Genomic DNA, 23,856 nt, shown 5'->3' on the forward strand with positions numbered 1-23,856 from the left:
AGGGGGAAGAAGATTGCCTGTTGAAGTGGAGGATATTCGCAATCAATTCGAAAGTAGTGCATTCTTTTCACATATAGGGTTTGAAATCATTCGGTTTGAAGAAGGGAATGTTACGATAAAGTTAAACATAGAAGAACATTTACTTAATGTTAACGGATCACTGCACGGCGGCATTCATGCTACCATGCTGGATACCATTCTAGGAATGGTGACTCGTTCCATTACCAAATCTAAAGTTGTAACGACAAGCTTAACTGTACATTATTTAGCCAGCATATCGAGCGGTGAATTATTTGCGGAAGCAAAAGTCCTTCAAAAAGGGTACAAAATTGCCTTTACTGAAGGAGAAATAAAAGATACTGAAGGCAACATCATTGCAAAGGGCACAGGAATATTTAAAATCATACGTGATAAATGAAAGCAAGGAAGATCAAAATTGGCTGATAAATGGCTATATTTCATTTAATTAGAAAAGAATGAGGTGTGAAAAAAATTGACTAGAACTTGGCATGGATTTTATCCGATAGAAACTCCTGCTGAAATTGACATTCCATTGATGTCATTATACGGACTTTTAGAACGTTCGGCCCAACATTACCCAACCTGTAAAGCGGTCATAGATGGAGAACGGGAAATGACATATATGGAATTGAAGGATGCCTCAGATCGTTTTGCCGTGAAATTATACAACCGTGGATTTCAAATGAACGATCGTATAGCGATCATGCTGCCAAATTGTCTAGAATATATCATTGCCTATTATGCCATTCATCGTTTGGGTGGTGTGGTCGTTCAAGTAAACCCCCTCTATCAGTCAAGTGAATTGGATTATATATTACGGGATTCTGAAGCCGATTGGTTCATTGGGCGTGAGGAACAACAGGAAAAATTAGTGCTAACGGGTTTTTCTGACAGGTTAACGTTCATTTCTGCCGAAAAATTAATCGAAACCGGAACGGATTTATCAAGGGTAGATATGGCACTTCCTGCTTTGGTCATCGACCCAAAGGAAGCTCTGGCCGTACTTCAATATACAGGAGGGACTACAGGGAAATCGAAAGGGGTCATGCTTACGCATTTTAATTTGGTCTCCAATGTCTTCCAAGACTTTGCCTTTACGGCAGATGCCCTTCAACTCCAAAGGCCTGGCGAACGGATGCTTGGATTGACCCCATTATTCCATGTGTTTGGAAATGGGAGATTGAATAGTGCCATTTATGCCGGATCGACTTATATCACATTAGAAAAATTTGAAATAAACAAAGTGGTCGATTTGATTCGCACACATCGGCCAACCATTTTTCCTGGTGTCCCGACCATGTATATTGCTTTACTGAATCATCCGGATTTAACGGCGGAAGATTTAAGTTGCTTTAAATACTGCAGCTGTGGTTCAGCCCCGCTCCCTATGGAGATCATTCATCAGTTCGAAACAAAATTAGGCGTTTCGATATCGGAAGGATTCGGAATGTCGGAAACTTCACCTACAAGCCACCGCAATCCAGTTACAGGACAAAAAAAGCCAGGAAGTATCGGAGTTCCATACCCTAATACCGATGCCAAAATCGTTGATCTGAAAACAGGCATTGATGAATTGCCAACCGGCGAAATAGGCGAACTGCTCATTAAAGGCCCGCAAGTAATGAAGGGATATTGGAAAAATTCAGAGGAAACGGCAACGGCATTGCGGGACGGATGGCTATACACCGGGGATATCGCGAAGATGGATGAGGATGGATATTTTTATATAGTGGGCAGGAAGAAAGATATGATCATTGCAAGCGGCTATAATGTCTATCCAAACGAAGTCGAAGATATTATTTATGAGCATCCAGCCGTGAAAGAGACATGTGTATATGGTGTGCCGGATACATACCGTGGGGAAACGGTAAAAGCGGCCATAGTCTTAAAGAAAGGAAAGTCTGTCTCAGAGAAGGAAATCAGGGAGTTTTGCCTGCATCGATTGGCCAGATTTAAAGTGCCGCGAAGATTTGAGTTCAGGGAACAGCTGCCGAAATCAGCTGTAGGGAAAGTTTTACGGCGATTATTATTGGAAGAAGAAACTCGGAGCCCCACTGTCGGGGAGAGATAAGCATATCTGTTATAGAATGAGAGTTCGTATGGAACCCTAATAAGGGAAAGCTTTTTTCGAAGTTCCCCTTTTATAGGGTTTTTTACCGTATCCCTATAGTCTATAAAACTACTTTCCATTTAGGGGGATTTCAAATGAAGTCCCATCCACCAATAATTCGTGAGACTCTCCATCTGCTATATCATCGGTAGTGAATGAAAAGGAATCGAGCCCTTTGAATTTTTCATCAGGATCAACTAATAAGCCAATTGTGCCTTTTCTAGTTTCTCCGGGCTGGTAATCTGATCGACTTACTTTTTTTGTCCCCATAAAAGTATCCCCGGAGTGGATGAAATTTTTAGAAGGCACATTATATGTAAGATCATCATTGAAAGTAACTTGCTCCATGCTGAAGAACTGAAGTTCCTTCGAATCTTTATTTTCCACAGAATAAGTGATCTCCAGATAAGAAACCTCTTCACCAATATCCGTTTTAGACAACACAGTCTGTTGGTCGATTTCCTCCATGGATAAATTCTCTTTATAGTATATCGAATAAGCTTCTTCAAAGCTCAAACCAGTATAGGACTTGAGCTCCTCCTTTACTTCATCTGTGAGTGAAGATAATTGAATCCTGCGGATATCGTTGATTGTGATGACCATGGGAGCCAATTCAAATGACTCATTTATAGACTTCGTTTCTAGTAATGTGAATGTTCCCCAATCTTTTTGGCGGACCTTATCTCCGACTTTTTCAAGCTTGGTCCCGCCATATTCCTGAACCTCAGGAATTTTGGCCCCCTTGGCTTCTGCATTTTTCCTTTTTTCCGTTTTATTATCGCTGTCGATATAATTGAAGGCTATTACACTTAAAAAAATAAGCAATAATCCAACAATTGTTGAAATGATCCATCTTTTACGGATAATTCATCACTCCTTGTCTTAACCCATTGAAGTCATAAACAATAATATACCATTTTTTTCGTAAATGAAGGAAAGAGTACCTCCATATTGACACTTTTAATTACTAGAACAATTGACATGTTACCTGTTCCTTTCACAGAAAGGATGGAGAGAGAAAAAATGCTTGTTTTTTCATTTGCTCGCCCAAATAATCAATGTTTCCTGTCCATGATGATATCTCAGCTACAGTACAAGCCATTTTATATTAAAGTCATATCATATTAGGAAAGAGAAACTGAAGACATGCTTGGTAAAGGGATCCATGGATGAAGAAAATGACTTACGAACGACAAATAGATAGGTCCTTACTTATTTAAATTTCTTTGCCGTTTCGTGAAACTGCTGCTATTGCTCTTTCCTGGACATTATTTTTGCTTTCTCAGCATTCAGGAATGGGGTTTCCAACACTAAATCTTTTGCTTATTATTAATTCTTCTATGTACTTGTTTTTTCATCTCCCTGGAATCCATCTTCTAGTAAAAAAATTAAAAAGGAGACGTTTAGGGAATGTGGCCAATTAACAATGGTAAGGAACGGATACATCAGCCGAATAAAAGTAAAATGCTGTCCCGGCAAGAGATAAAGGCCATTGAGTCCTGGATATCTCAAATGGGGCCATTTCAATTTTATAAAACCGTAATACAAAATGTGTCTACTGCTAGAAAAACGCTAAAGTTCAAGTATAAAATGGTTGGACATGGATTTAACCGGGTCGTCTTTGATTTAAATAATGGCTATATATTAAAAATTGCATTGTCAGAAGTAGGATTAATAAGCACTGCAAATGAAGCCTATATTTATAATAACTGTAATGAGGAAGTCAAAAAGTATTTATGTCCGGTTAAGGAGTATGGAACTGGCTGGATCATCATGAAGAAGATGGACATTAATATGCCACGTGCAATCATGGAATATCCGAAACTTATCAAGTTGGAACTAAAGTTTCTAAAGTACGGTATCATTCCAATAGATTTGCGTTTTGCTAATGTCGGTTTTACCGAGAATGATGAAATGGTTGTCATTGATTACGGTCTCTTCACCATGGATCTAAATAGTCCTGTGCTGCGTTGGTTAGTTTGATGATGGTTCTATCCATAGACACAAGATAACAAAGGTAGTTAAATTAAATGGTGGTTTGCTCTATAAATCAAATCTGTTTGTAGCAAAAAAAAAGGAACTGGCTTTAACATTACAAATCTTGCGAAGAAACAGCAGTCTATAAAAAGATATAGAAAAATTGTTAAAGACCTAAAAAAGATTGATTGCTTATATTAATTGACATTAGTAGTTTCAGAATCAATATAAAAAAAGCAAAACAAGAGATCTCCTCTTGTTTCAGACTGTAGACCAACTCGAAGGAAAGCGAGTTAGCCTGCAGTTTTTTTATTTAAAAACGTTTAAGTTGTTTTCAGAAATTCCTCCCTTCCTCCGACGGTCTGCCAAGACTCCTCGCCGCAAGCGTCTTTGGTGTCTCGGCTAGCCAGTTATTCGGAAGGAGGGTCGCAAATTTCTTCAATCCAGTGAGGGTTTCATAAAAACCATGGAGTATAACTAAGTCTCGTTTTAAAGTTATGGTATTCATTCCCTCGAAAAATTCTGAAAGGGATTGAGACCAATTCGAACCTCATTTTGTCGATAAACTCAAACAAGAGATTTCCGCTTGTTTTTTTATTTACAACTAAGTAATATCTTTATATCATTTCGCCGAGAGCATATAGTGGGGTAATGAAAATGGTTTTTACTTTAACAAGTAGGATGGTGTAAACAAATAACAATATATTCAGGTGAAGACCTCGCTAGAATATTTTAGGTTAAAGTTTGCAGAGAGTAGTGGGGGATTGTTAAATGGGGGGATGGGTAATTAGAAGTTGGGGCTAAGAATGACGAGTTCCTTATTCAATCTTCAGATACAGTTGTAGATAAATATATAAAATATCTTAGAAAGGCTATACGATTAGAGGAACTGGAAAAGATCTTATAGTTTGTTGAAGGGATAGAAGATGGAAAGGTTATGGTAAAAAGAAAAAGTAAACAAACTAGAAAAACGGTCTGATATAGTCATCTTATAGTTGGATTTGCTTATTAGAGGAACGCTTGCTTTACTACAATAATGAAGGTTGCTGAGGCAGCCTTTTTTCTCATGTCACTAACGGGGCAGTTAGTTGAAGAATATTCTTGAATAAGAAGTAAAACCTTCTTTGCAGGATATCCATTATTTTGTAACGAATTACTAGAAGAATTTTATATAAGAAGAAGGAGGATTATAGTGGAGATAAATATTGACGAATACGAACTTCTTGACAAAGATTCTGGCCCTTATGGAATAACTACGGGAAAAGATGGTGCGCTATGGTTTACACAACATAAAGCAAATCAAATTGGTCGAATGACTGTTAACGGTGAAGTTACTCATTTCGTTGTTCCTACACCTGATGCAGGTGTCCTATCTATAACCTCCACAACTCAGGGTGATATATGGTTCACGGAAAATAGGGCGAATAAAATTGGAAAACTGACAGTAACAGGTGAAATCATCGAATATACTCTCCCGAGTCCAAATTCAGCACCTTTTGGAATAACTGAAGGACACAATGGAGACATTTGGTTTACCGAAATGAATGGAAATAGTATAGGGAGAATTTTACCATCAGGTGAAATTATTCAGTATGATTTACCGAGTCCTGGCTCCTATCCCTCTTTTATTGTTGCTGGACCTGACGGTGCCATGTGGTTTACAGAGAATCAGAGTAATCAAATTGGTCGGATTACGATGCTCGGAGAAGTGACTAATTACACTTTGCCAACAAAACATGCTGGTCCTGTAGGTATTACAAGTGGACCGGACGATGCACTCTGGTTTGTGGAAATTAACGGAAATAAAATCGGTCGAATTACTACCTCTGGAACAATAAGTGAATACTCCATCCCTACTGCAAATGCTCGCCCACACGCAATAGTAACGGGTCCTGACCGTGCTTTATGGTTCACTGAATGGGGAAGAAATCAAATTGGTCGAATTTCAATGCAAGGTGAAATTACGGAATATCTAATTCCTACACAAAATGCGGAGCCACATGGAATTATATTAGGACCTGACGGTGCCATTTGGTTCGCTGAGGAATGCAATAAAATAGGTCGGCTAAGTGTATTATACAATTCCTGAAAGGCAGTGGATATCCATGGAATCAAATAGGCAACATGGGCCAAATCCTAAAGATAAATATCCGATTAAAGGAAATTGCGTTGTGCAATTTATAAAAAATACAATTACTAGACCAAACATTATTGTGGGTGAATACTCGTATTACGATGCAAGAAATGGTGAAACCTTTGAGGATCAAGTGTTATATCACTACGAATTCTTCGGTGACCGACTTGTCATTGGCAAATTTTGTGCAATAGCACCTGGTGTAACGTTTATTATGAATGGAGCTAATCATAGAATGGATGGTTTTTCGTCCTACCCATTCAATATTTTCGGACACGGTTGGGGGAAATATACACCAACGTTAGATCAGTTGCCGTTTAAAGGTGATACCATAATTGGAAATGACGTTTGGATTGGAATGGATACTGTCATAATGCCTGGAATAAAAATAGGGGATGGTGCAATTGTCGCGGCCAAATCGGTTATTACCAAAGATGTGGAACCTTACACTATCGTTGGAGGAAATCCTGTAAAGCAACTTAAAAACCGTTTCTCAGAAGAAATCATTAACGAATTACTGGAAATTAAATGGTGGGATTTGGATATTGATATCATTTCTGCTCATATAGATGTGATAGTAAATGGAGACATGGAGAATCTAAGAAATTTAAAAAATAAAATATGACAAAGTGAAGAACTTCAGAGAATCCGCGTTCGGCAGAAAAAGAAATATGTTTCTGGTTCCACAAACGGGGGCAATTGTTGCATAATTAAATCCCAATTTCTTATTACTATCACTGAGAAATTGTTTTTTGATACTGGAATATCCTTAACGTTGTAAATCAGTGTTGTCGGAACCCCTTTATGCAACTTACGGGGCAGGATAGTTCAAGAACACATGTTGCTGAATATGGTGAAATGAATAAAAAGGGAGGGGCGTTATGAAGGTGGTTCTTCAAGCAATTATAGGTTCATTTTCTCTTCATGTAATCTATGTAGTCGTTGTGATGTTAGTCGGTTATATTAAAACAAAAAACTATAAACCAGATGTAAAGAGTGCATGGGATAAAGTAGAAACCCTTCAAAACGAGATAGAGTTTGTGAGTGTTACGCCTTCTCATTTTTATGTACTTTCATTTTTGGGAGTATCTGTAATATGTGGAATAGTAATTTTATCGTATGAAAAGTTAATCAACTAACAGATGCTTAACTTTAATAAGAGAGTTGCTTTGGCAGCTCTTTTTCTTGTGCAACAAACGGGGCAGCATTCCTGTAATAACTGAAGAAGTTGATATGATCCAGTTTTTTCGATAGAAAGGGCCTTTTAAATTCCATTCATTTTAAAAGAAAAAATGGTAAAGTTAGGGGAGGATAGATGTTGTTAAACCGACCCTCTCCAACAGGACATGGCTCCGCATATGAATAATGGAAGATAACGGTAAATGTAAGATTTAGAAAGAACTTCACAAAAAGGCTTTGCAGAGGAGGAGTACATTTGGGAGATTACTTATCAATCAGTGAAATGGCTTCCATTCACAGTATCTCAAGGCAAACACTCATTTATTACGATAAGATCGAATTATTTAAACCTGTACATATAGATGAACATGGTTATCGATATTATAGTGCAGTTCAGATTCCGTTTCTAAGGGAAATTTGCTTTTTAAAGTCGATTGGCATCAAACTGAATGATATTAAGGACCATATAGGAAATCGGAATTTAACTACTGCCATGTCACTTTTGGAATTTCATCAAGAATTCATTGATAAAGAAATAAATGCCTTGATGAATACACGTACATTTATTCAACAGAGATTAATGAAATATTCAGAAGCCAAAAATATTAAAAGTGAATTGGATAAACCTATTATAGAAGAATTTCCTGAAAGGCATGTCTTATTTATACCATTTGAAAATGAATTGTGCCGTGAAGAATTACATTTAACGCTGATGAAAGCTTGGAATGTATTAAGTAAACATGAGATGCTTCCGTCAGAGGGATTTGGCACGGTTATTTTAAAGGATAAGCTTGGAACGGATGATGTTTTCGAGGGTGCGGGAATATATACTTCATTACCCTTTATAGATTCTGATATGGATAACATGATGACGTTGCCTGCTGGGCAATATGCATGTGTGTATAAATACGGAATGCCATATAACATTGAGTTTTTAAATGAATTGGTTCATTGGATCGGTGAAAATCAGTATAGAATTGTAGGGGACGTCGTGGACGCTTGCTTATTGGATACGACCTTTTACGAGAATGATAATAGTGTTGATTTTTGTCAGCTGCAAATCCCTGTAGAGAAAATTACTTGAATTTTCAAATATCCATTGACTGTATAGTAGAAATACACTTTAGAATATCAATTGTAACCGATAACATATAGGTTATTTGAATTTGATTGATACATAGGATACTGATCATAAAGTGATAGGGGGACTTTTTATGGCTGAAAAAATGAATAAAGTGACAGATTTACGTTCTGCCTTGGAACTACTGAAGTCCATTCCAGGACAATTGATTGAAACGGATGAACCAGTCAATCCTCATGCTGAATTATCTGGGGTTTATCGTCATGTAGGTGCTGGCGGAACAGTAATGCGGCCAACAAAAATTGGACCTGCCATGGTTTTCAATCATGTATTGGGGCATGAAGATTCAAGCGTGGTGATTGGACTTTTAGCCAGCCGGGAAAGAGTCGGCCTCATGCTGAATACAAAACCGGAGCGACTGGGGTTTCTTTTAAATGAAGCTGTAAAAAATCCAATTGATCCAATCACCATTTCAAATGATAAAGCTAAAGCTCAAGAAGTGGTTCACTATGCAGAAGATCCGGATTTCGATATCAGAAAGTTAATACCTGCGCCTACGAATACAGAGGAAGATGCAGGCCCGTATATCACCATAGGTATGTGCTATGCCTCCGATTCAGAAACGGGTGAATCTGATATAACGATACATCGTTTATGTTTACAAAGTAAAGATGAGATGTCCATGTATTTTGTTCCTGGCCGCCATTTAGAAGTTTTTCGTGAAAAGGCTGAAAAAGCAGGAAAACCGTTACCAATTTCCATTAGTATCGGTGTTGACCCTGCTATTGAAGTCGCTGCTTGTTTTGAAGCACCTACGACTCCCCTTGGCTTTAATGAGTTGAGTGTTGCAGGGGCGATCAGGAAAGAAGCGGTAGAATTGGTCCAATGCTTGACCATTGATGAAAAAGCTATCGCAAATGCTGAATATGTAATTGAAGGGGAATTGGTTCCCGGAGTGCGCGTTCGGGAAGATCAAAACACCAATACTGGAAAAGCAATGCCAGAATTCCCTGGTTATACAGGTTCAGCTGTTGCGGAACTGCCTCTAATCAAAGTGAAAGCTGTAACACACCGTGTCAATCCAATCATGCAAACAGTTATTGGTCCAAGTGAAGAACATGTGAATATGGCTGGCATTCCAACTGAAGCAAGCATTCTGCAAATGGTGGAAAAGGCAATGCCAGGCAAATTATTGAATGTTTATGCCCATACTTCGGGAGGAGGTAAATACATGGCTGTTCTTCAATTCAAGAAAAGGCAGCCAAGTGATGAAGGTCGCCAAAGACAAGCTGCACTATTGGCGTTCTCTGCCTTTTCTGAACTAAAGCATGTATTCATAGTGGACGAAGATGTGGATCCCTTCGATAGTAATGATGTTTTATGGGCGTTAAATACTCGTTACCAAGGTGATATGGATACGGTTTTCATTCCTGGAGTGCGCTGTCACCCGTTAGATCCTTCACAAGATCCCGCATACAGTCCTACCATTCAGGAAAAGGGGATTTCCTGTAAGACCATTTTTGACTGTACAGTACCGTTTCATTTAAAAGATGAATTTAAAAGGTCTGAATTTAAAGAGGTAGATCCAAGGCGGTTTGTGCCTGGATTCTCCAATGTATAAGTTCTCTATATTTTAAAGTTTCGATTCAATGATTAATGAATAAGGAGGGGAATTAATGAAAATCATTGTTGGGATAACAGGAGCGACTGGAGCCATTTTCGGAATTAGGATTCTTCAGATGCTTAAAAGCAGTGAAGTGGAGACCCATTTAATCATGTCCCCTTGGGCACATGCCACCATTCAACATGAAACCTCATATTCTGTTAAAGACGTGGAGGGATTAGCTGATCATTCCTATTCTTACAAAGATCAAGCAGCAAGAATATCAAGTGGATCTTTCCGGGTTGATGGAATGATCGTAGCACCTTGCAGTATGAAAACACTTGCTTCCATTCGCATGGGACTTGCCGATAATTTGTTAACGCGATCTGCTGATGTCATGTTGAAGGAAAGAAAAAAATTATTGCTAATGACAAGAGAAACTCCTCTAAATACGATTCATTTGGAGAATATGACGGAGCTTTCAAAAATGGGGGACCATTATATTCCCTCCGATGCCAGCCTTCTATAATCATCCTGAGAACGTTAACGATATCATTGATCATCTTGCTTATAGGGCGTTAGATCAATTTGAAATTGATGCTCATGGTGCGAAGCGATGGGACGGAATGAAAATTCGCGCCAAAATATAATACAATTGCCAGGGGACTTGGTGTTAATTACTGGGGAATTAAAGAAAAAGGTGAAAAAATGAATGGAATGGAAATGCCAGTAGAGGTATTCACCTTGTTAAATGGCAAAGAATTGGCCGACAAACAGCATGAAGCCATGATGTTGTTGACGGTAAGTGAAGAAGGATGGCCACATACTGCTATGATTAGTGTGGGTGAGATCGTAGCAATAAACCGTGGGGAATTAAGGATTGGTCTATGGCCGGATACTTCGACTACAACCAATGTCATTCGTACCCATAAAGCTACACTGGTTTTGTTTTGGAAAGGGAAAGCTCATTATATTCGACTATCGATAGAGAGATTAAAAGAGCTGCCAAATGCCCGGTACCAAAGAGAAAGGTTCTACGCCAAAATAGTAGAGGCACGGGAGGATATTGCTAAGTATGCTGAAATAACCTCTGGAATTAAAATCGACTTGAAAAATTCCAAAGAAGTCGTAGAACGATGGAGTGAGACCATAGAGGACCTCCTTCAATAAAATTCCCCAAGTAACAACTTTTAGTTACAAAGAAATCGAAATTATCAAATTATATTTGAAATAATATGAACTTCCTGTAAAATGGAACCATTACATGTATATATATCATGCCTATTCATTAATCATTAAAGAAAGCCCTTTTTTAATGAAAATTAATGAAGTGACTGGCTATCTTAATTTCGCGATCAAGTTACCTTGATGGTTAAGTTAAGATAGCTTTTTTTTATTAAATATGTAGGTTGGCTGGTTTATGTTGATAATCAAGGATATGGAGGAGTATTACTATGGAAATGTATGTAAAGGAATTGGGGAATCATAGAATCCAAATTGCAGATTATCCAGGAACGAAAGGGACAATCATCGCCATACATGGTTTAACGGGTAATCATAAGCAAATGCATTATTATGCAGAAATGTTAAAAGACGAGTACAGAGTTATTTCGATTGACTTGAGAGGGAGAGGAAATAGTTCAAGTGCAGATGAGCAGTCTTCTATTTTCAATCATGCAGAGGATGTAATTGAGTTAATTCAGGAGTTAAAGATTAATAATCCAATTTTGATTGGGTATTCAATGGGAGCATTCATCTCAAGCGTTGTAGCCAGTAAATTAACCTCGGTACAAGCCCTGATATTATTGGATGGTGCGGCCACTTCCTCTCAACAACAAAGGGACATCGTACAACCATCACTAGGCCGATTAAGTAAAGAATATGAATCTCAAGAAAGTTATATTGCGGAAATTAAGGAAATCTATAGCCGTTTGGGTATCAAATGGACGGATCATCTGCAAAGTGTGGTGGAGTATGAGGTTCATGAAGTGGATGGTCACTGGGAGAATAAATCATCAGAAGATAGCATTCTTTCAGATTTCAATAGTTTTTATTCTTTTGTCCCTAAAGAAGTTTGTAGTCTAATTACCTGTAAAACCTTATTGGTTTATGCCAGTGGGAAAATAGGGGATTTTCCTCCATTATTTTATGAAGAAGCCTATGATGATACAAAGAAATATACACCTGATATTGAAACGATCGTTTCAACTTGTAACCACTATACAATGGTGTTTGAAAATAGAGTGGAAATTAATGAAGGGATAAAGTCTTTCTTAAAACGAATTTAATTTTTAAAAAATAATTTTTAAAAAAATATTGAAATTAACAGAAAATAGTGTAATATTTAGAATATAAAATAAACTTAATTATTGCCTATTCACTAGCTATTAAAAAATAACCTTTTTTAATAACAACTGGTGAACAAATGGCTACCTTAAACACCTGCTGTCAATTATTGATAGTAATGTTTAGGGTAGCCATTTTTGTCGTGATAATGTAAACGCTTAATGAATTTGGGGGTTTTACCATTGAAAATCATTGATTTAACATTGGAACTGTACGATGGTCTAGTTACAAATAATGATTTACCTGCAATAGGCATTAAAGATGAACCTCTTGAACATAAGGGAAAACATGATTCTCTTCCTAGAGGATTCCGTACCAAGTTGATCTCTTTTTCTGATCATAGTGGGACACATGTCGATGTACCTTCACATTTCTCTGTAAATGAGGACTCGTTTGAATACATCAAGCTGAAGAACATGTTTGGGGATGCCCTCATACTGGATGTAAGCATGTTAAAAGCAACAGATGAACCTGTTACGAAAGATTTACTTGAAGAGGCGGAACGCAGGCAGGGAGTATATGTTGAAAAAGACGATATTGTCCTCATCAGGATATGGGGACAAGAATGGGGGAAAGAAGGCTTTTTTGAAGCGCAGGCTTTAGATGATAGTGTGGCTGAATGGTTTATCGAAAAGCAAGTACATATTGTCGGGTTGGATTTGCCCAATGCCGATTCGAACCAGGATTCAGAAAGTGGAATTCATCAAAAGTTACTGAACAATGATATATATATCGTCGAAAATCTAGTGAATCTGGAAAAATTACCTAAGCACTCTCGCTTTCTTTTTTTCGGGATCCCTTTAAAACTAAAAAATGCAACAGCCTCACCTATTAGAGCACTATCGATACTTGACTCTCAATTAATTTAAAGAGGTGCAGACGAATGAGCGAAGGATTATCGTATTTTAAAGAAGTTTATGATGTGGTACCAGGCTGGGTGCAAAAAATGCACGATTATAGCCCAAATGCACTTGATCACTATACAAACTTACGCAGTAACATCATGCAAGAGGGAGCCTTGACGAAGAAGGAGAAAGACATCTTACTGGTAGGCATGAATGCTGCGAGGTTGTATGAACGGAGTATGGTTTACCATACAAAAGGGGCAATGGATGGTGGAGCAACATTACCGGAACTGGTGGAATACCTAATTGTTTCATACTTATATAACGGAACTAAAGCCTTAAGTATAGGAATTAAGTCTTTGGAATATGCCCTTACACTTAAAGGCATTCGATATCCCGAAATAAGTGGCCATAAAGAAACAGCAGAAGAAATCCTGCTTTATATGATTGAGCTATTAGGTGATGAGGAGACGGCATTCGTCTCGAATGTTTTGAAACTGGTTAAATCTGAAGACCAAAACTCCCTCAAAGATTATATATTAAGCGATTCAGTCGTTACAAAAAAGCTAAAACATACCCTGATGACAGGAATATTCATTACAGAATTAAAAGGGAAACAGGTTGGGGAATGGATGGAGACGGCAAGGTTAAATGGAGCTTCGGAAGAACAATTAGCGGAAGTGGGACTAATTTGCTTATTGACTGCTGGAATACCTGCTTGGTTTGAAGCAAGTGATTCATTAATAGAAAATAAGTAACGTGAGATTGGTGGGGAAAACATGACGAAAGTACATCAAGATATAGAAGCAGCTTTATCTTGTGTGAAGAACGGTCATACATTAATGGTTGGAGGGTTTGGCTTGATCGGTGCCCCTCTTACTTTAATTGATGGTTTGGCCAAAAAGGATGTAGCAGGCTTAACTGTCATCAGTAACAATTTAGGCGAGAAAGGGAAAGGTCTGGGAGTTCTCCTAAGTCAGAAGAAAATAAAAAAAGCGATTGGTTCTTATTTTACAAGCAATCGTGAAATTGGGGAGCTTTACCTACGTGGTGAAATTGAATTAGAACTTTTACCACAGGGGACATTAGCGGAATCCATTCGTGCTGGCGGTGCTGGCATAGGCGGTTACTATACGAAAACGAGTGTAGGGACCGATTTAGCAAAAGGAAAAGAAGAAAGGGAGATAAATGGGGCTACATATATGTTTGAACCTGCCATAAGAGCAAATGTAGCTTTGATCAGGGCATGGAAGGCAGATGCGCTTGGTAATCTTGTTTATTATAAAACTGCTCGAAACTTTAATCCGGTTATGGCAACAGCCGCAGACGTCGTAATTGCAGAAGTGGATGAGATAGTTGAACCTGGTGAACTCTCGCCAGAGGAGATTGTAACACCGCATCTATTCGTCGATGGAATTATTAAGGCAAAGAAATTCCTGACGAAGGAAGGTGTCAAAGATTATGAGTGAAAAAGAATCAATGCAAAATATGATAGCAAGACGCGCGGCAAAAGAATTGACGGGTCCTTGTATAGTGAACCTTGGAATCGGGATTCCGACCTTGGTTGCAAAATACATTGATGATGAAAATGTTTTTTTCCATACGGAAAATGGATTATTAGGGGTTGCAGAAGTGGATGAAGATAAAATCGATCCCAATTTAGTAAATGCAGGCAAGTTACCAGTAGGGGAATCGATTGGTGCATCATTCTTTAATAGTGCAGAATCGTTTGCAATGATCCGTGGAGGCCACATCGATGTTGCTATCTTAGGTGTTTTGCAGGTAGGTCAAACCGGGGAAATTGCAAATTGGGCGGTGCCTGGCAAGAATATCATGGGTGTTGGAGGAGCGATGGACCTATTGGTTGGTGCCAAAAAAGTGATCGTGACAATGACACATACAAGTAAGGAAGGTCAAAGTAAAGTTTTAAAAGAGTGCACCTACCCCATTACATCCAATCGAAGCGTTGACATGATCATCACTGAATTGGCTGTCTTTGAAGTTATTGACAAACAGTTGCACCTGATTGAATTGATGCCCGGTGTAACGATCGAAGAAGTAAGAGCAAAAACGGAAGCGGATTTTATCTATTAAATGTTAAAAAGGTGGATTAAATGAAAATACGTTCAGTAGATGTATACATTATTGATTTACCCACAATTCGTCCTCATCAGCTTGCCATGCATACGATCGTGGAACAAACAATCATTCTTGCCCGTGTCATGGATGAAGAGGGAGCGGAAGGTTGGGCAGAGGTGGCGACAATAGGCGGGGCTTCATATGGTGAGGGGACGCCTGAGGCGATAAAAGTGAATATTGATACTTATATCGCCCCACTTATCATAGGTAAAAACCCAATCCATTATGACAAAATCATGCATGAGGTTTCACTTAATGTTAGAGGGAATAATTTTGCAAAGGCTGTCGTTGAATCGGCCATGGTGGATTTAGTAGCTAGAAGGAGAAACATCCCTGCCTATGAATTATTCGGAGGGCAAATTCATAAATCATTGCCGGTGGCATGGACTTTGGCAAGTGGGGATACGAATAAAGATATCGAAGAAGCGAAAGAATCCTTACACCAAAAACGTCATAATATCTTTAAATTGAAAATTGGCAAAGGTAATCCATATAAGAATGTGGAGCATGTATTGAAAATTATTGAAGCAGTAGGAGATCAAGCCCGCATTACGGTTGATGTTAATCAAGCATGGGATGAAACAACGGCTACGTATTGCATTGAAGCTTTACAGGAAGGTGGGGTTTCCATGGTCGAACAGCCGCTGCCAGCTTGGGATAATGAAGGGATGTCAAGATTGACCGAACGTTTTAAGGTTCCGATCATGGCCGATGAATCATTGAATACTTTACAAGATTCATTCCAAATAGCTAAACATAGAGCAGGTAATTCCTTTGCGTTGAAAATATGTAAACATGGTGGAATGACCCAAACGAAAAAGGTGGCTGCGATTGCAGAAGGTGTAGGTTTTGGTTTGTATGGCGGAACGATGATTGAATCATCATTAGGAACGGCCATTTGTGCACAACTTTATTCAACCATTCCAAAATTTGAATTCGGTACTGAATTATTTGGACCGTTACTTTTCAAAGAAAATATTACGCTAAACCAAATTAAATATGAGAATTTTGAAATAATCATCCCGGATGGGCCAGGATTTGGCATGGAGATAGATATGGAAAAAGTAAAACATTTTTCAAGAGGTCTTTAATTAATATAAACTGGAAAGGGGATTATGGAACACCCACTGGTTTATGCAAGTAATCTTGAGAGGATGTAGTTTTATATGGGACAGCCAACATTATTAATCACCGCCTATGCGAAGGCACCGCAAAATACGAGCATGTATGAAAATTATAAATACGCTGGGATGGTACTTGAAATCCACAAGGAAAGTCACATTATCATTAATGCAGAATTTACGTTTTTAACAACTTTGGCCCAGGATTTTTTTAAGCGAATGATAGTTGGTTTTGATTTTAGTAAAGATATTGATTCCTTAATAGATAATATTAAAACGGACTTTTTGGCTCCATCGCAGCAGTCGGTGATTGTTGCCTTGAAAATAGCTCACCAAAGATATAAGGATAGTTTAGAAGAAAGAAATAAAAATAGGAGGGGGTAGAAAGTTGAGCAATGTAGTTATTATAGACTCGGTTCGCACCGCTATAGGGAAATTAGGGGGAGCATTGGAAAATGTTCCTGCCGATTTCCTGGCAGCCGCTGTCCTTGATGAAGTTATCAAGAGAGCGGATATTCCTAAAGAGAGTATTGATGAAGTGATTATGGGACAAGCCAAACAAAGTTCAGACGCGTCAAATTTGGCAAGGGTTGCATCGCTCAGGGCAGGCTTCCCTGTGGAAGTACCAGGTTATACCGTTCACCGACAATGCGGATCCGGCATCCAGGCGATCAATTCTGCCAGTCAACAAATACAATGCGGATTTGGAGATGTAATCATTGCAGGTGGAGCGGAATCAATGAGCACGGCTCCATACTATATGAGAAATATCCGTTTTGGGTTGAAATCAGGCAATGGACAGTTATTGGACCCGAATACGGAAAGCCAGCCAGGTTCACAGCCCATAGAAGATTACGGTATGTTAACGATGGGAATGACAGCAGAAAATCTGGCTGAAAAATATTCCATTTCAAGGACTGAACAAGATGAATTTGCTTTAAGGAGCCAGGAAAATGCAAGACGGGCAATTTCTACGGAAATATTTTCGAAAGAAATCGTTCCCTATCAAATTAAAACGAAAAAGGGGTTAATGGAATTTAATGTGGATGAGCACCCAAGAGAAACCAGTCTGGAAAAGTTGGCTAGTTTAAAACCGGTTTTCAAGAAAAATGGAACGGTAACCGCTGGAAATAGTAGTGGAAGGAATGATGGTGCATCCGCTCTGATACTTATGTCGGAAGAAGCAGCCAAAAGGCGTGGTAAAAAGCCGAAAGCAAGAGTGATTGCTCAAGCTGCAGCAGGCGTATCACCGAATTTCATGGGGCTGGGGCCTGTTGACTCTACCTTGAAAGCGCTTCAAAAGTCAGGGTTGAAACTGAATGATATTGATTTAATAGAACTGAACGAAGCCTTTTCTGCACAAGCTTTGGCAGTGATCAAAGAATTGAACCTTGATATGAATAAGGTGAACCCTAACGGCGGTGCCATTGCCATGGGACATCCAATTGGTGCCACTGGTGCAATTTTAGCAACCAAATTGATACATGAGCTAGAAAGAACCGGAAAAAGATATGGGCTAATCACACTATGTATAGCAGGTGGATTGGGAATCAGTACGATTATTGAAAATAAACAGATATAAAAACTTATAAAAATTGGAGGAATTATTATGAAGAATCAAAAAGTAATCGACGTTTATAATGGATTGGTAGTTAAATTCAAGGAATTAGTCAGTGAATACGAAATTGATCATAATGACTATCAAGCTCTTGTTGATTGGATGGATCAATTAGGCAGGGCAGGGGAAATTCCGTTGTTTATGGATGTTTTCTTTGAAACTCATGCACTTCAAGAAATGTATAAAAGTGTAAAAGGAACTGAACCTACTATTCTAGGACCATATTACATTGAAAATACGCCAGTCGTTCAAAATCCTGGAGTGCTGCCACAACGTGAAAATGAACCAGGTGACGCCCTTTACTTTTCAGGATCTGTGAAAGATGTTAATGGAAATCCGTTGGCAAATACAAAAATAGATATGTGGCAGGCCGATACAAATGGTGAATATTCATACTTCGCCGAAGGAATTCCAAATGATAATCTACGTGGTGTTTTTTATACGGATGCGAATGGTAATTTCGAAATTAAAACAGTTGTACCGGGTAATTACTCAATTCCAACAGATGGACCTTCTGGTCAGTTCTTAAAGTGGATTGATCATCATTCATTTCGTCCAGCACATTTGCACCTGTTATTCCAACCGGAAAATGGCGATAGATTAGTAACTCAAATTTATTTTGAAGGCGACGAATATTTAGAAAATGATGTTGCACAAGGAGTTCGCGGAAGCTTAATTACAAAGTTAGAAAAACATTCCGGTGCTGAAAAAGGATTGAAAAATGAATATTATACAGCTCATTTAGATTTTGAGCTTAGATTACAAGATAAACCTGTTTTCAATAAAGCTGTCGTGAAAAACTAATCATCCCTAAGAATATGCAGACAAGAATCTTGAAAAAAGTGTTTGTTCCCTTAGTATATATACCCATGAATCTTTTCAAAATTATATATAACCGGGATTGATCCTTTTAAACGAAAGTGCCTAAGTGGGTAATGAAATTGAAATAGTTTGCTAATGAACAATCTTAGTATATATTATCTGATTTTTTAGATTTTTCCGAGTTCCTGTATTGGAACTCGGAAAAAACATTCGAACGGACATTTTTTAAAAGGGTGGGAGGCGGAAAATGCGTAGTGTAGTTGCTTCGGATATTATTGCTGTCAGTAAATTTAACCGCTTTCATTTACTTGTTTTTCTTTGGTGCTTTTATGCCATCGCATTCGACGGGTATGATATTGCGATGTATGGTGTGGGCTTGCCATGGATGATGGAAGAGTGGAATTTAACTTCCATTCAGGCAGGGGCAGTCGGCAGTTATTCCTTATTTGGCATGATGATGGGGGCCCTGATTTTAGCACCGATTGCAGATAAATATGGCCGGAAAAATGTTCTCGTTATTTGTATGATTTTGTTCAGCGTATTTACTTTGGGGGCAGGGATTGCACCCAACCTCACATGGTTCACCGTCATGCGCTTCATTGCTGCAATTGGCATGGGTGCCTTGATGCCGAATGTTATATCGCTAATGACTGAATATTCCCCAAAACAAAATCGGGCCATCATTGTAGCTGCGATGTATTGTGGCTATTCAATCGGTGGAATCATGGCATCGTTAGTAGGAATGTATATCGTTCCTTATACGGATTGGCGTGTATTGTACTTTATTGGAATTCTCCCATTACTTACACTTCCAATTTTCATGAAGCAGTTTCCTGAATCCCTTTCCTACTATTTAGCAAAGAAGGAAATTGGTAAGGTTGTTGAAATCCTCAATAAAGTCAAACCAGAAGGGGATTTTAAAGAAACAGACGATTTCAGGCTTAATGAAGCTGCACAGATGGGGAAAGGATCTCCAGTAAAAAAACTATTCACGAACAAACGGGCATTCAGTACGATTTCAATATGGGTGGCTGTGTTCTGTACATTGATGATGGCTTACGGATTAAATACATGGCTTCCAAAAATGATGCAGGATTCCGGATTCAGTATCACCTCGAGCCTTTCATTTAACCTGGTTTTATGCCTTGGTCAAATTGGAGGTTCCTTAGTAGGCGGTTATTATGCTGGAAAAATGGGACATCGTAAAATTCTTGTTACACTATTCTTGATAGGGGCCGTTACCTTTGTCGCATTGAGCGCTACGACTAATACCGTCGGAGTATATTTACTGATCTTCGTGGGGGGTGCCTGCACTGTAGGTGCCATGAACTTGGCCAATCCGTATATCACAGAATATTACCCCTGTGAGATCCGTACGACGGGGATGGGCTATTCGCAAGCTATAGGCAGGATTGGCTCAATCCTCGCTCCTACTTTAATTGCCTTTCTTCTGTCAACAGGCATGAATCCAAAGATGGCTTTTGCTACATTTGCCCTTCCAAGTATCATCGCAGCAATCGGTTATCTTCTTGTCCAAGAGAAATATGGATCTTTTGACAGGGTAGTCAAGGAGGATAATGAAGAGGTAGAATCAGAGAAGGCTGTAACTAACTAAAGAAATGATTCACAATTCGGAATACTTCCCCTTAGTTGTTTAACTTTGCAATAAGGGGAATCTGCTATTCTAAGTTCTTAGGAGCTGCTCTTGAAAATATTAAACCCAGGTTGCTAAGTGATTGCAGGAAATATACAAGCATTTATATAATTTCAATAAAATTAGTAGAACGATGTACTAGTGTTGGGTATTAGGTTAGGGGGGGAAATATTGAGCTCAGAATTAAAGGCAATAATAGAAGATTGCACATCGGAACTGGAAACTGACAGATCAATAAAAGGAAAACAGAAAACTGTTCGATGGTTTATCTTATTTCTAATTGCTTTAGTCACTTGCATTAATTACATCGACCGTGCCATCATTTCGCTTGCGGCTCCGAATATTCAAGCCGATTTACAAATAGATCCGGCTTTAATGGGAATCATATTTTCCGTTTTTGGCTGGAGTTATACCTTTTCCATGTTATTTAGCGGCTACTTTCTTGATAGATTTGGTCCTAGAAAGGTATACACGGTTTCCTTGATTTTTTGGTCTGTATTTACATTCATGGTAGGAACCGCGAAAAGTATATCATCACTGGTTGCATATCGCATAGGACTCGGTGCATTTGAATCTCCTTCCATTCCTACAAATGCCTGGTGTGTATCCGAGTGGTTTCCTAAAAAAGAACGGGCTACAGCTGTAGGGATTTATACGGGTACCCAATATATTGGGTTAGCCTTCCTGACTCCAGTTTTTACTTGGATTATCATAACATTTGGCTGGAATTACCTTTTTTATATCGCCGGAATTATAGGGATTCTTATTGGATTTGTTTGGTATGGATTCTATCGGAACCCAAGGGAACATAAGTGGATTTCTCAAGAAGAGCTAAATTATATCAAAGAAGGCGGAGGGATGATCGGAACTGAAGAGAAGCATCCGTTCTCCTGGAAACGAATGGGCCAACTGCTTAAACACCGTCAAATTTGGGGAATGTTCATCGGGCAATTTTCCATTCAAACTACTTTGTTTTTCTTTATGACTTGGTTTCCATCCTATTTGATTGATGAAAAGGGAATGACAATGTTAAAAACAGGAATTTATGCCAGTATCCCATACATTGTCGCGATACTAGGAACTCTCATTGGCGGCCGATGTTCCGATTGGATGATAATACGCGGGTTATCAACCGGAATGGCCCGTAAACTGCCCATTATTGTCGGATTGTTACTTTCTTGTTTGATCCTCGGGGGGAATTATACAGATTCACCAAACATGGTCATCACCTTTATGGCGATAGCATCAACGGTTACCGGTGCTCTTTTAGCTGATATTGCCCCTAAAGGAATGGTAGGCCTAACGGGTTCCTCACTATATTTTGTAGCTAATATTGGCGGGGCATTATCACCGTTAATCGTCGGTTTAATCATTAGTGCGACTCATTCTTATGCAGCAGCGCTAACCTTCATATCCGTAGTGGCCCTAATTGGTGCTTTTGCTTATATCTTTCTTCTAGGAAAAGTCAGGCGTATAGAAATCACTGAATGAAAAAATAAAAGGAGAAAGGCGGAATTACATTGAAACTGAGTTTATGCACTACAGGATTTAAAGAGTGGGATATAGAGGAAATAATAAATTGGCTGCATCCGTTGCAAGCGGATGTTAAAGGACTTGAATTATGGAATAAACATATAGAACGATATCAGGAGAAGCACGGACCACTAGACAAATTAGTCCAATTACTTGAAAAAAATGATTTACAAATACCTTCCATTAGTGGATATACGACTTTTTCGAAACTCTGGAACCAAAAAGAACATCAAAACGAAATCAATCAAGCAAGAACATTGTTAGATATGGCCCATCAATTAAACTGTCCATTAATACGGACGTTCGCTGGGCATATAGCATCAAGGAATGCCTCACCAGAGCAATGGTCGGAAACGGCTACCGAATTAAATAAATTAGGGCAAATGGCAGATCTCTATGGAGTGGATGTTGCAATAGAAATTCACTATGACTCCTTTGCTGATAACCTCGAAGCCATACATAAGCTTTTAGAAGATATCAACCATCCACGGATAAAACTGATTTTCGATGGAGCAAACTTATACGTTGATCAATTGAATCCGAAAGAGGTATTGGAATCCATTTTCCCTCATGTCAGCCATGTACATTTAAAAAATTATCACTACAATCATAAAGAGCGTTATAAAAACAAGCCGGCACCCATTTTTAGTGGGGATGTTGACAATATTCGCTTACTCGAAGAATTGAGAAAGCGAAATTATACAGGCTTTGTTTCTTTGGAATATTTTGGTCAGGAAGGAATGCCTAACTTGCTTGCCTCACTAGAACAATGGAAACAACAACTGACATATTGATTCTATGTATTTTAGATGAAAAATAATGGTGGGAAATTCATCTTTTATTAAAATCTTAAGAGATTGATACGACAACAATGCAGTCGAATATCCAGTAGTATAAGAGGGTCCTCATTTGCGAGAGGTTGAATACAAAATCTTGAACCTGAACAAGTCAGTCGAATTCTCCATGGAAAGAAGCGCGACATATTGATTTAAAATGGATTCCAGTGGTACATGGCTCTGCATAATCGACAACTCTTATGGTGCTGAAATAATTGAACAATTGAAGTAATTAGTGAAAGCTGCCATATTTGGTGGCTTTTCATAATAAATGTGTTTTAATCACAGCCTCTGGGGAAATGTAAAATGGTTGTGCGACCACTATCAACTATATGGAACGAGAGAACCTGTCTGTGGTAGTTCTACTCTACAGCAAGAATTAGGGCTAACTGTAACACAGTTAGGGGTGTTATTCTCAGCTTTCTATTTTAACTAAATTGTGGTGAAAAGGGATAATTTGAGTCAACTTATGAAAAACGGGAAATGACATGTACATATTCCCACTAAAAAAAGAAACCATCACCTGCTAGATTTAAAATTGATGAGCTATTGTTGGGAAGTGAGATTAATTATCTTCACCGTATAAACATGGCAGTAGCTGCTTCTGTAAACCAAGATGTTTATTAAATTTAAAATTGATGATGGGTGTCCTTATTAGCTAGGCTCAAGGTTAAACGATTCATTTCTAGGAATGTAAGCGTTATATTTGAGCGTCCTAAATTAATTCATAAAAACAGCAATAAATTTGATCCATTATTTAAGATCCTTACAATTTTTGATTATATTAAGTTCAAGATGGTTATGACCCAAAAATGAGAATATAGGATAAACCAGCAG

General features: G+C 38.5%; 22 protein-coding genes and 1 pseudogene. 22 read left to right on the forward strand and 1 reads right to left on the reverse strand.

Going from position 1 to position 23,856, the window contains the following annotated elements; translation table 11 throughout:
- The first annotated feature begins 13 nt into the window (after window positions 1-13).
- Both ABIE66_RS10225 and ABIE66_RS10230 read left to right on the forward strand, forming a co-directional pair.
- Entirely contained in the window at window positions 14-418 is a 405-nt protein-coding gene (locus tag ABIE66_RS10225; RefSeq protein ID WP_370014606.1) for a PaaI family thioesterase, read from the forward strand.
- A 75-nt stretch (window positions 419-493) separates the two neighbouring features.
- Entirely contained in the window at window positions 494-2,092 is a 1,599-nt protein-coding gene (locus tag ABIE66_RS10230; RefSeq protein WP_370014607.1) for a long-chain-fatty-acid--CoA ligase, read from the forward strand.
- A 108-nt stretch (window positions 2,093-2,200) separates the two neighbouring features.
- Here ABIE66_RS10230 and ABIE66_RS10235 read toward each other — a convergent pair whose 3' ends face one another.
- Window positions 2,201-2,956: a hypothetical protein gene (locus ABIE66_RS10235; RefSeq protein WP_370014608.1), complete on the reverse strand. Its 756-nt coding sequence runs from the start codon at window positions 2,954-2,956 to the stop codon at window positions 2,201-2,203.
- A gap of 585 nt (window positions 2,957-3,541) precedes the next feature.
- Here ABIE66_RS10235 and ABIE66_RS10240 point away from each other — a divergent pair.
- From ABIE66_RS10240 to ABIE66_RS10335, 20 genes and pseudogenes are all read left to right on the forward strand, one after another.
- Complete coding sequence (locus tag ABIE66_RS10240; protein ID WP_289324608.1) at window positions 3,542-4,114, forward strand: hypothetical protein; 573 nt, start codon at window positions 3,542-3,544, stop codon at window positions 4,112-4,114.
- Window positions 4,115-5,300: 1,186 nt separating this feature from the next.
- The gene (locus ABIE66_RS10245) at window positions 5,301-6,197 is read left to right on the forward strand and encodes a Vgb family protein (protein ID WP_370014609.1); all 897 of its coding nucleotides are present in this window, start codon (window positions 5,301-5,303) and stop codon (window positions 6,195-6,197) included.
- A 16-nt stretch (window positions 6,198-6,213) separates the two neighbouring features.
- Window positions 6,214-6,867, forward strand: coding sequence for a Vat family streptogramin A O-acetyltransferase (locus tag ABIE66_RS10250; protein ID WP_370014610.1), 654 nt, complete (start codon window positions 6,214-6,216; stop codon window positions 6,865-6,867).
- A 256-nt stretch (window positions 6,868-7,123) separates the two neighbouring features.
- Window positions 7,124-7,381 (forward strand): hypothetical protein, encoded by a 258-nt coding sequence (locus ABIE66_RS10255; RefSeq protein WP_370014611.1) that lies wholly within the window; start codon window positions 7,124-7,126, stop codon window positions 7,379-7,381.
- 296 nt (window positions 7,382-7,677) lie between these two features.
- Window positions 7,678-8,505 carry a MerR family transcriptional regulator gene (locus ABIE66_RS10260; RefSeq protein ID WP_370014612.1) on the forward strand — a complete coding sequence of 276 codons (828 nt, stop codon included), beginning with the start codon at window positions 7,678-7,680 and terminating at the stop codon, window positions 8,503-8,505.
- Window positions 8,506-8,635: 130 nt separating this feature from the next.
- On the forward strand, window positions 8,636-10,123 hold the full coding sequence (locus tag ABIE66_RS10265) for a UbiD family decarboxylase domain-containing protein (protein ID WP_370014613.1): 1,488 nt from the start codon (window positions 8,636-8,638) through the stop codon (window positions 10,121-10,123).
- 55 nt (window positions 10,124-10,178) lie between these two features.
- Window positions 10,179-10,755 (forward strand): annotated as a pseudogene (locus ABIE66_RS10270) (non-oxidative hydroxyarylic acid decarboxylases subunit B).
- 58 nt (window positions 10,756-10,813) lie between these two features.
- Window positions 10,814-11,275: a pyridoxamine 5'-phosphate oxidase family protein gene (locus ABIE66_RS10275; RefSeq protein ID WP_370014614.1), complete on the forward strand. Its 462-nt coding sequence runs from the start codon at window positions 10,814-10,816 to the stop codon at window positions 11,273-11,275.
- Window positions 11,276-11,559: 284 nt separating this feature from the next.
- Window positions 11,560-12,393 (forward strand): alpha/beta fold hydrolase, encoded by an 834-nt coding sequence (locus tag ABIE66_RS10280; RefSeq protein WP_370014615.1) that lies wholly within the window; start codon window positions 11,560-11,562, stop codon window positions 12,391-12,393.
- Between the two features lie 240 nt (window positions 12,394-12,633).
- On the forward strand, window positions 12,634-13,320 hold the full coding sequence (locus tag ABIE66_RS10285) for a cyclase family protein (RefSeq protein ID WP_370014616.1): 687 nt from the start codon (window positions 12,634-12,636) through the stop codon (window positions 13,318-13,320).
- A 14-nt stretch (window positions 13,321-13,334) separates the two neighbouring features.
- The gene (locus ABIE66_RS10290) at window positions 13,335-14,054 is read left to right on the forward strand and encodes a carboxymuconolactone decarboxylase family protein (protein ID WP_370014617.1); all 720 of its coding nucleotides are present in this window, start codon (window positions 13,335-13,337) and stop codon (window positions 14,052-14,054) included.
- 21 nt (window positions 14,055-14,075) lie between these two features.
- Complete coding sequence (locus ABIE66_RS10295; protein ID WP_370014618.1) at window positions 14,076-14,765, forward strand: CoA transferase subunit A; 690 nt, start codon at window positions 14,076-14,078, stop codon at window positions 14,763-14,765.
- Window positions 14,758-15,390 carry a 3-oxoacid CoA-transferase subunit B gene (locus ABIE66_RS10300; RefSeq protein WP_289324618.1) on the forward strand — a complete coding sequence of 211 codons (633 nt, stop codon included), beginning with the start codon at window positions 14,758-14,760 and terminating at the stop codon, window positions 15,388-15,390. The genes ABIE66_RS10295 and ABIE66_RS10300 overlap by 8 nt, the downstream gene beginning before the upstream one ends.
- A gap of 20 nt (window positions 15,391-15,410) precedes the next feature.
- Complete coding sequence (locus ABIE66_RS10305; RefSeq protein WP_289324619.1) at window positions 15,411-16,526, forward strand: muconate cycloisomerase family protein; 1,116 nt, start codon at window positions 15,411-15,413, stop codon at window positions 16,524-16,526.
- Between the two features lie 75 nt (window positions 16,527-16,601).
- Window positions 16,602-16,940 (forward strand): DUF3870 domain-containing protein, encoded by a 339-nt coding sequence (locus ABIE66_RS10310; RefSeq protein WP_370014619.1) that lies wholly within the window; start codon window positions 16,602-16,604, stop codon window positions 16,938-16,940.
- 4 nt (window positions 16,941-16,944) lie between these two features.
- Window positions 16,945-18,138 (forward strand): thiolase family protein, encoded by a 1,194-nt coding sequence (locus ABIE66_RS10315; RefSeq protein WP_370014620.1) that lies wholly within the window; start codon window positions 16,945-16,947, stop codon window positions 18,136-18,138.
- 27 nt (window positions 18,139-18,165) lie between these two features.
- Window positions 18,166-18,978, forward strand: a complete 813-nt coding sequence (locus tag ABIE66_RS10320; protein WP_370014621.1) for a dioxygenase family protein — start codon at window positions 18,166-18,168, stop codon at window positions 18,976-18,978.
- A 265-nt stretch (window positions 18,979-19,243) separates the two neighbouring features.
- A complete protein-coding gene (locus tag ABIE66_RS10325) occupies window positions 19,244-20,611 on the forward strand; it encodes an MFS transporter (RefSeq protein WP_370014622.1) in 1,368 nt (455 codons plus the stop codon).
- Window positions 20,612-20,821: 210 nt separating this feature from the next.
- On the forward strand, window positions 20,822-22,141 hold the full coding sequence (locus ABIE66_RS10330; protein ID WP_370014623.1) for an MFS transporter: 1,320 nt from the start codon (window positions 20,822-20,824) through the stop codon (window positions 22,139-22,141).
- A gap of 29 nt (window positions 22,142-22,170) precedes the next feature.
- A complete protein-coding gene (locus ABIE66_RS10335) occupies window positions 22,171-22,977 on the forward strand; it encodes a sugar phosphate isomerase/epimerase family protein (RefSeq protein ID WP_289324625.1) in 807 nt (268 codons plus the stop codon).
- Window positions 22,978-23,856: the final 879 nt, after the last annotated feature.

Source organism: Peribacillus sp. B2I2 (assembly GCF_041261685.1).
In the GTDB taxonomy this organism is placed as follows: Bacteria; Bacillota; Bacilli; order Bacillales; family DSM-1321; genus Peribacillus.

Excerpts from the sequence above, each read along its gene's own strand:
- ABIE66_RS10255 (WP_370014611.1), top strand. The coding sequence starts at position 7,124 with ATGAAGGTGGTTCTTCAAGCAATTATAGGTTCATTTTCTCTTCATGTA.
- ABIE66_RS10240 (WP_289324608.1), top strand. The coding sequence starts at position 3,542 with ATGTGGCCAATTAACAATGGTAAGGAACGGATACATCAGCCGAATAAA.
- ABIE66_RS10325 (WP_370014622.1), top strand. The coding sequence starts at position 19,244 with ATGCGTAGTGTAGTTGCTTCGGATATTATTGCTGTCAGTAAATTTAAC.
- ABIE66_RS10265 (WP_370014613.1), top strand. The coding sequence starts at position 8,636 with ATGGCTGAAAAAATGAATAAAGTGACAGATTTACGTTCTGCCTTGGAA.
- ABIE66_RS10300 (WP_289324618.1), top strand. The coding sequence starts at position 14,758 with ATGAGTGAAAAAGAATCAATGCAAAATATGATAGCAAGACGCGCGGCA.
- ABIE66_RS10310 (WP_370014619.1), top strand. The coding sequence starts at position 16,602 with ATGGGACAGCCAACATTATTAATCACCGCCTATGCGAAGGCACCGCAA.
- ABIE66_RS10275 (WP_370014614.1), top strand. The coding sequence starts at position 10,814 with ATGAATGGAATGGAAATGCCAGTAGAGGTATTCACCTTGTTAAATGGC.
- ABIE66_RS10305 (WP_289324619.1), top strand. The coding sequence starts at position 15,411 with ATGAAAATACGTTCAGTAGATGTATACATTATTGATTTACCCACAATT.
- ABIE66_RS10290 (WP_370014617.1), top strand. The coding sequence starts at position 13,335 with ATGAGCGAAGGATTATCGTATTTTAAAGAAGTTTATGATGTGGTACCA.
- ABIE66_RS10250 (WP_370014610.1), top strand. The coding sequence starts at position 6,214 with ATGGAATCAAATAGGCAACATGGGCCAAATCCTAAAGATAAATATCCG.
- ABIE66_RS10280 (WP_370014615.1), top strand. The coding sequence starts at position 11,560 with ATGGAAATGTATGTAAAGGAATTGGGGAATCATAGAATCCAAATTGCA.
- ABIE66_RS10295 (WP_370014618.1), top strand. The coding sequence starts at position 14,076 with ATGACGAAAGTACATCAAGATATAGAAGCAGCTTTATCTTGTGTGAAG.
- ABIE66_RS10320 (WP_370014621.1), top strand. The coding sequence starts at position 18,166 with ATGAAGAATCAAAAAGTAATCGACGTTTATAATGGATTGGTAGTTAAA.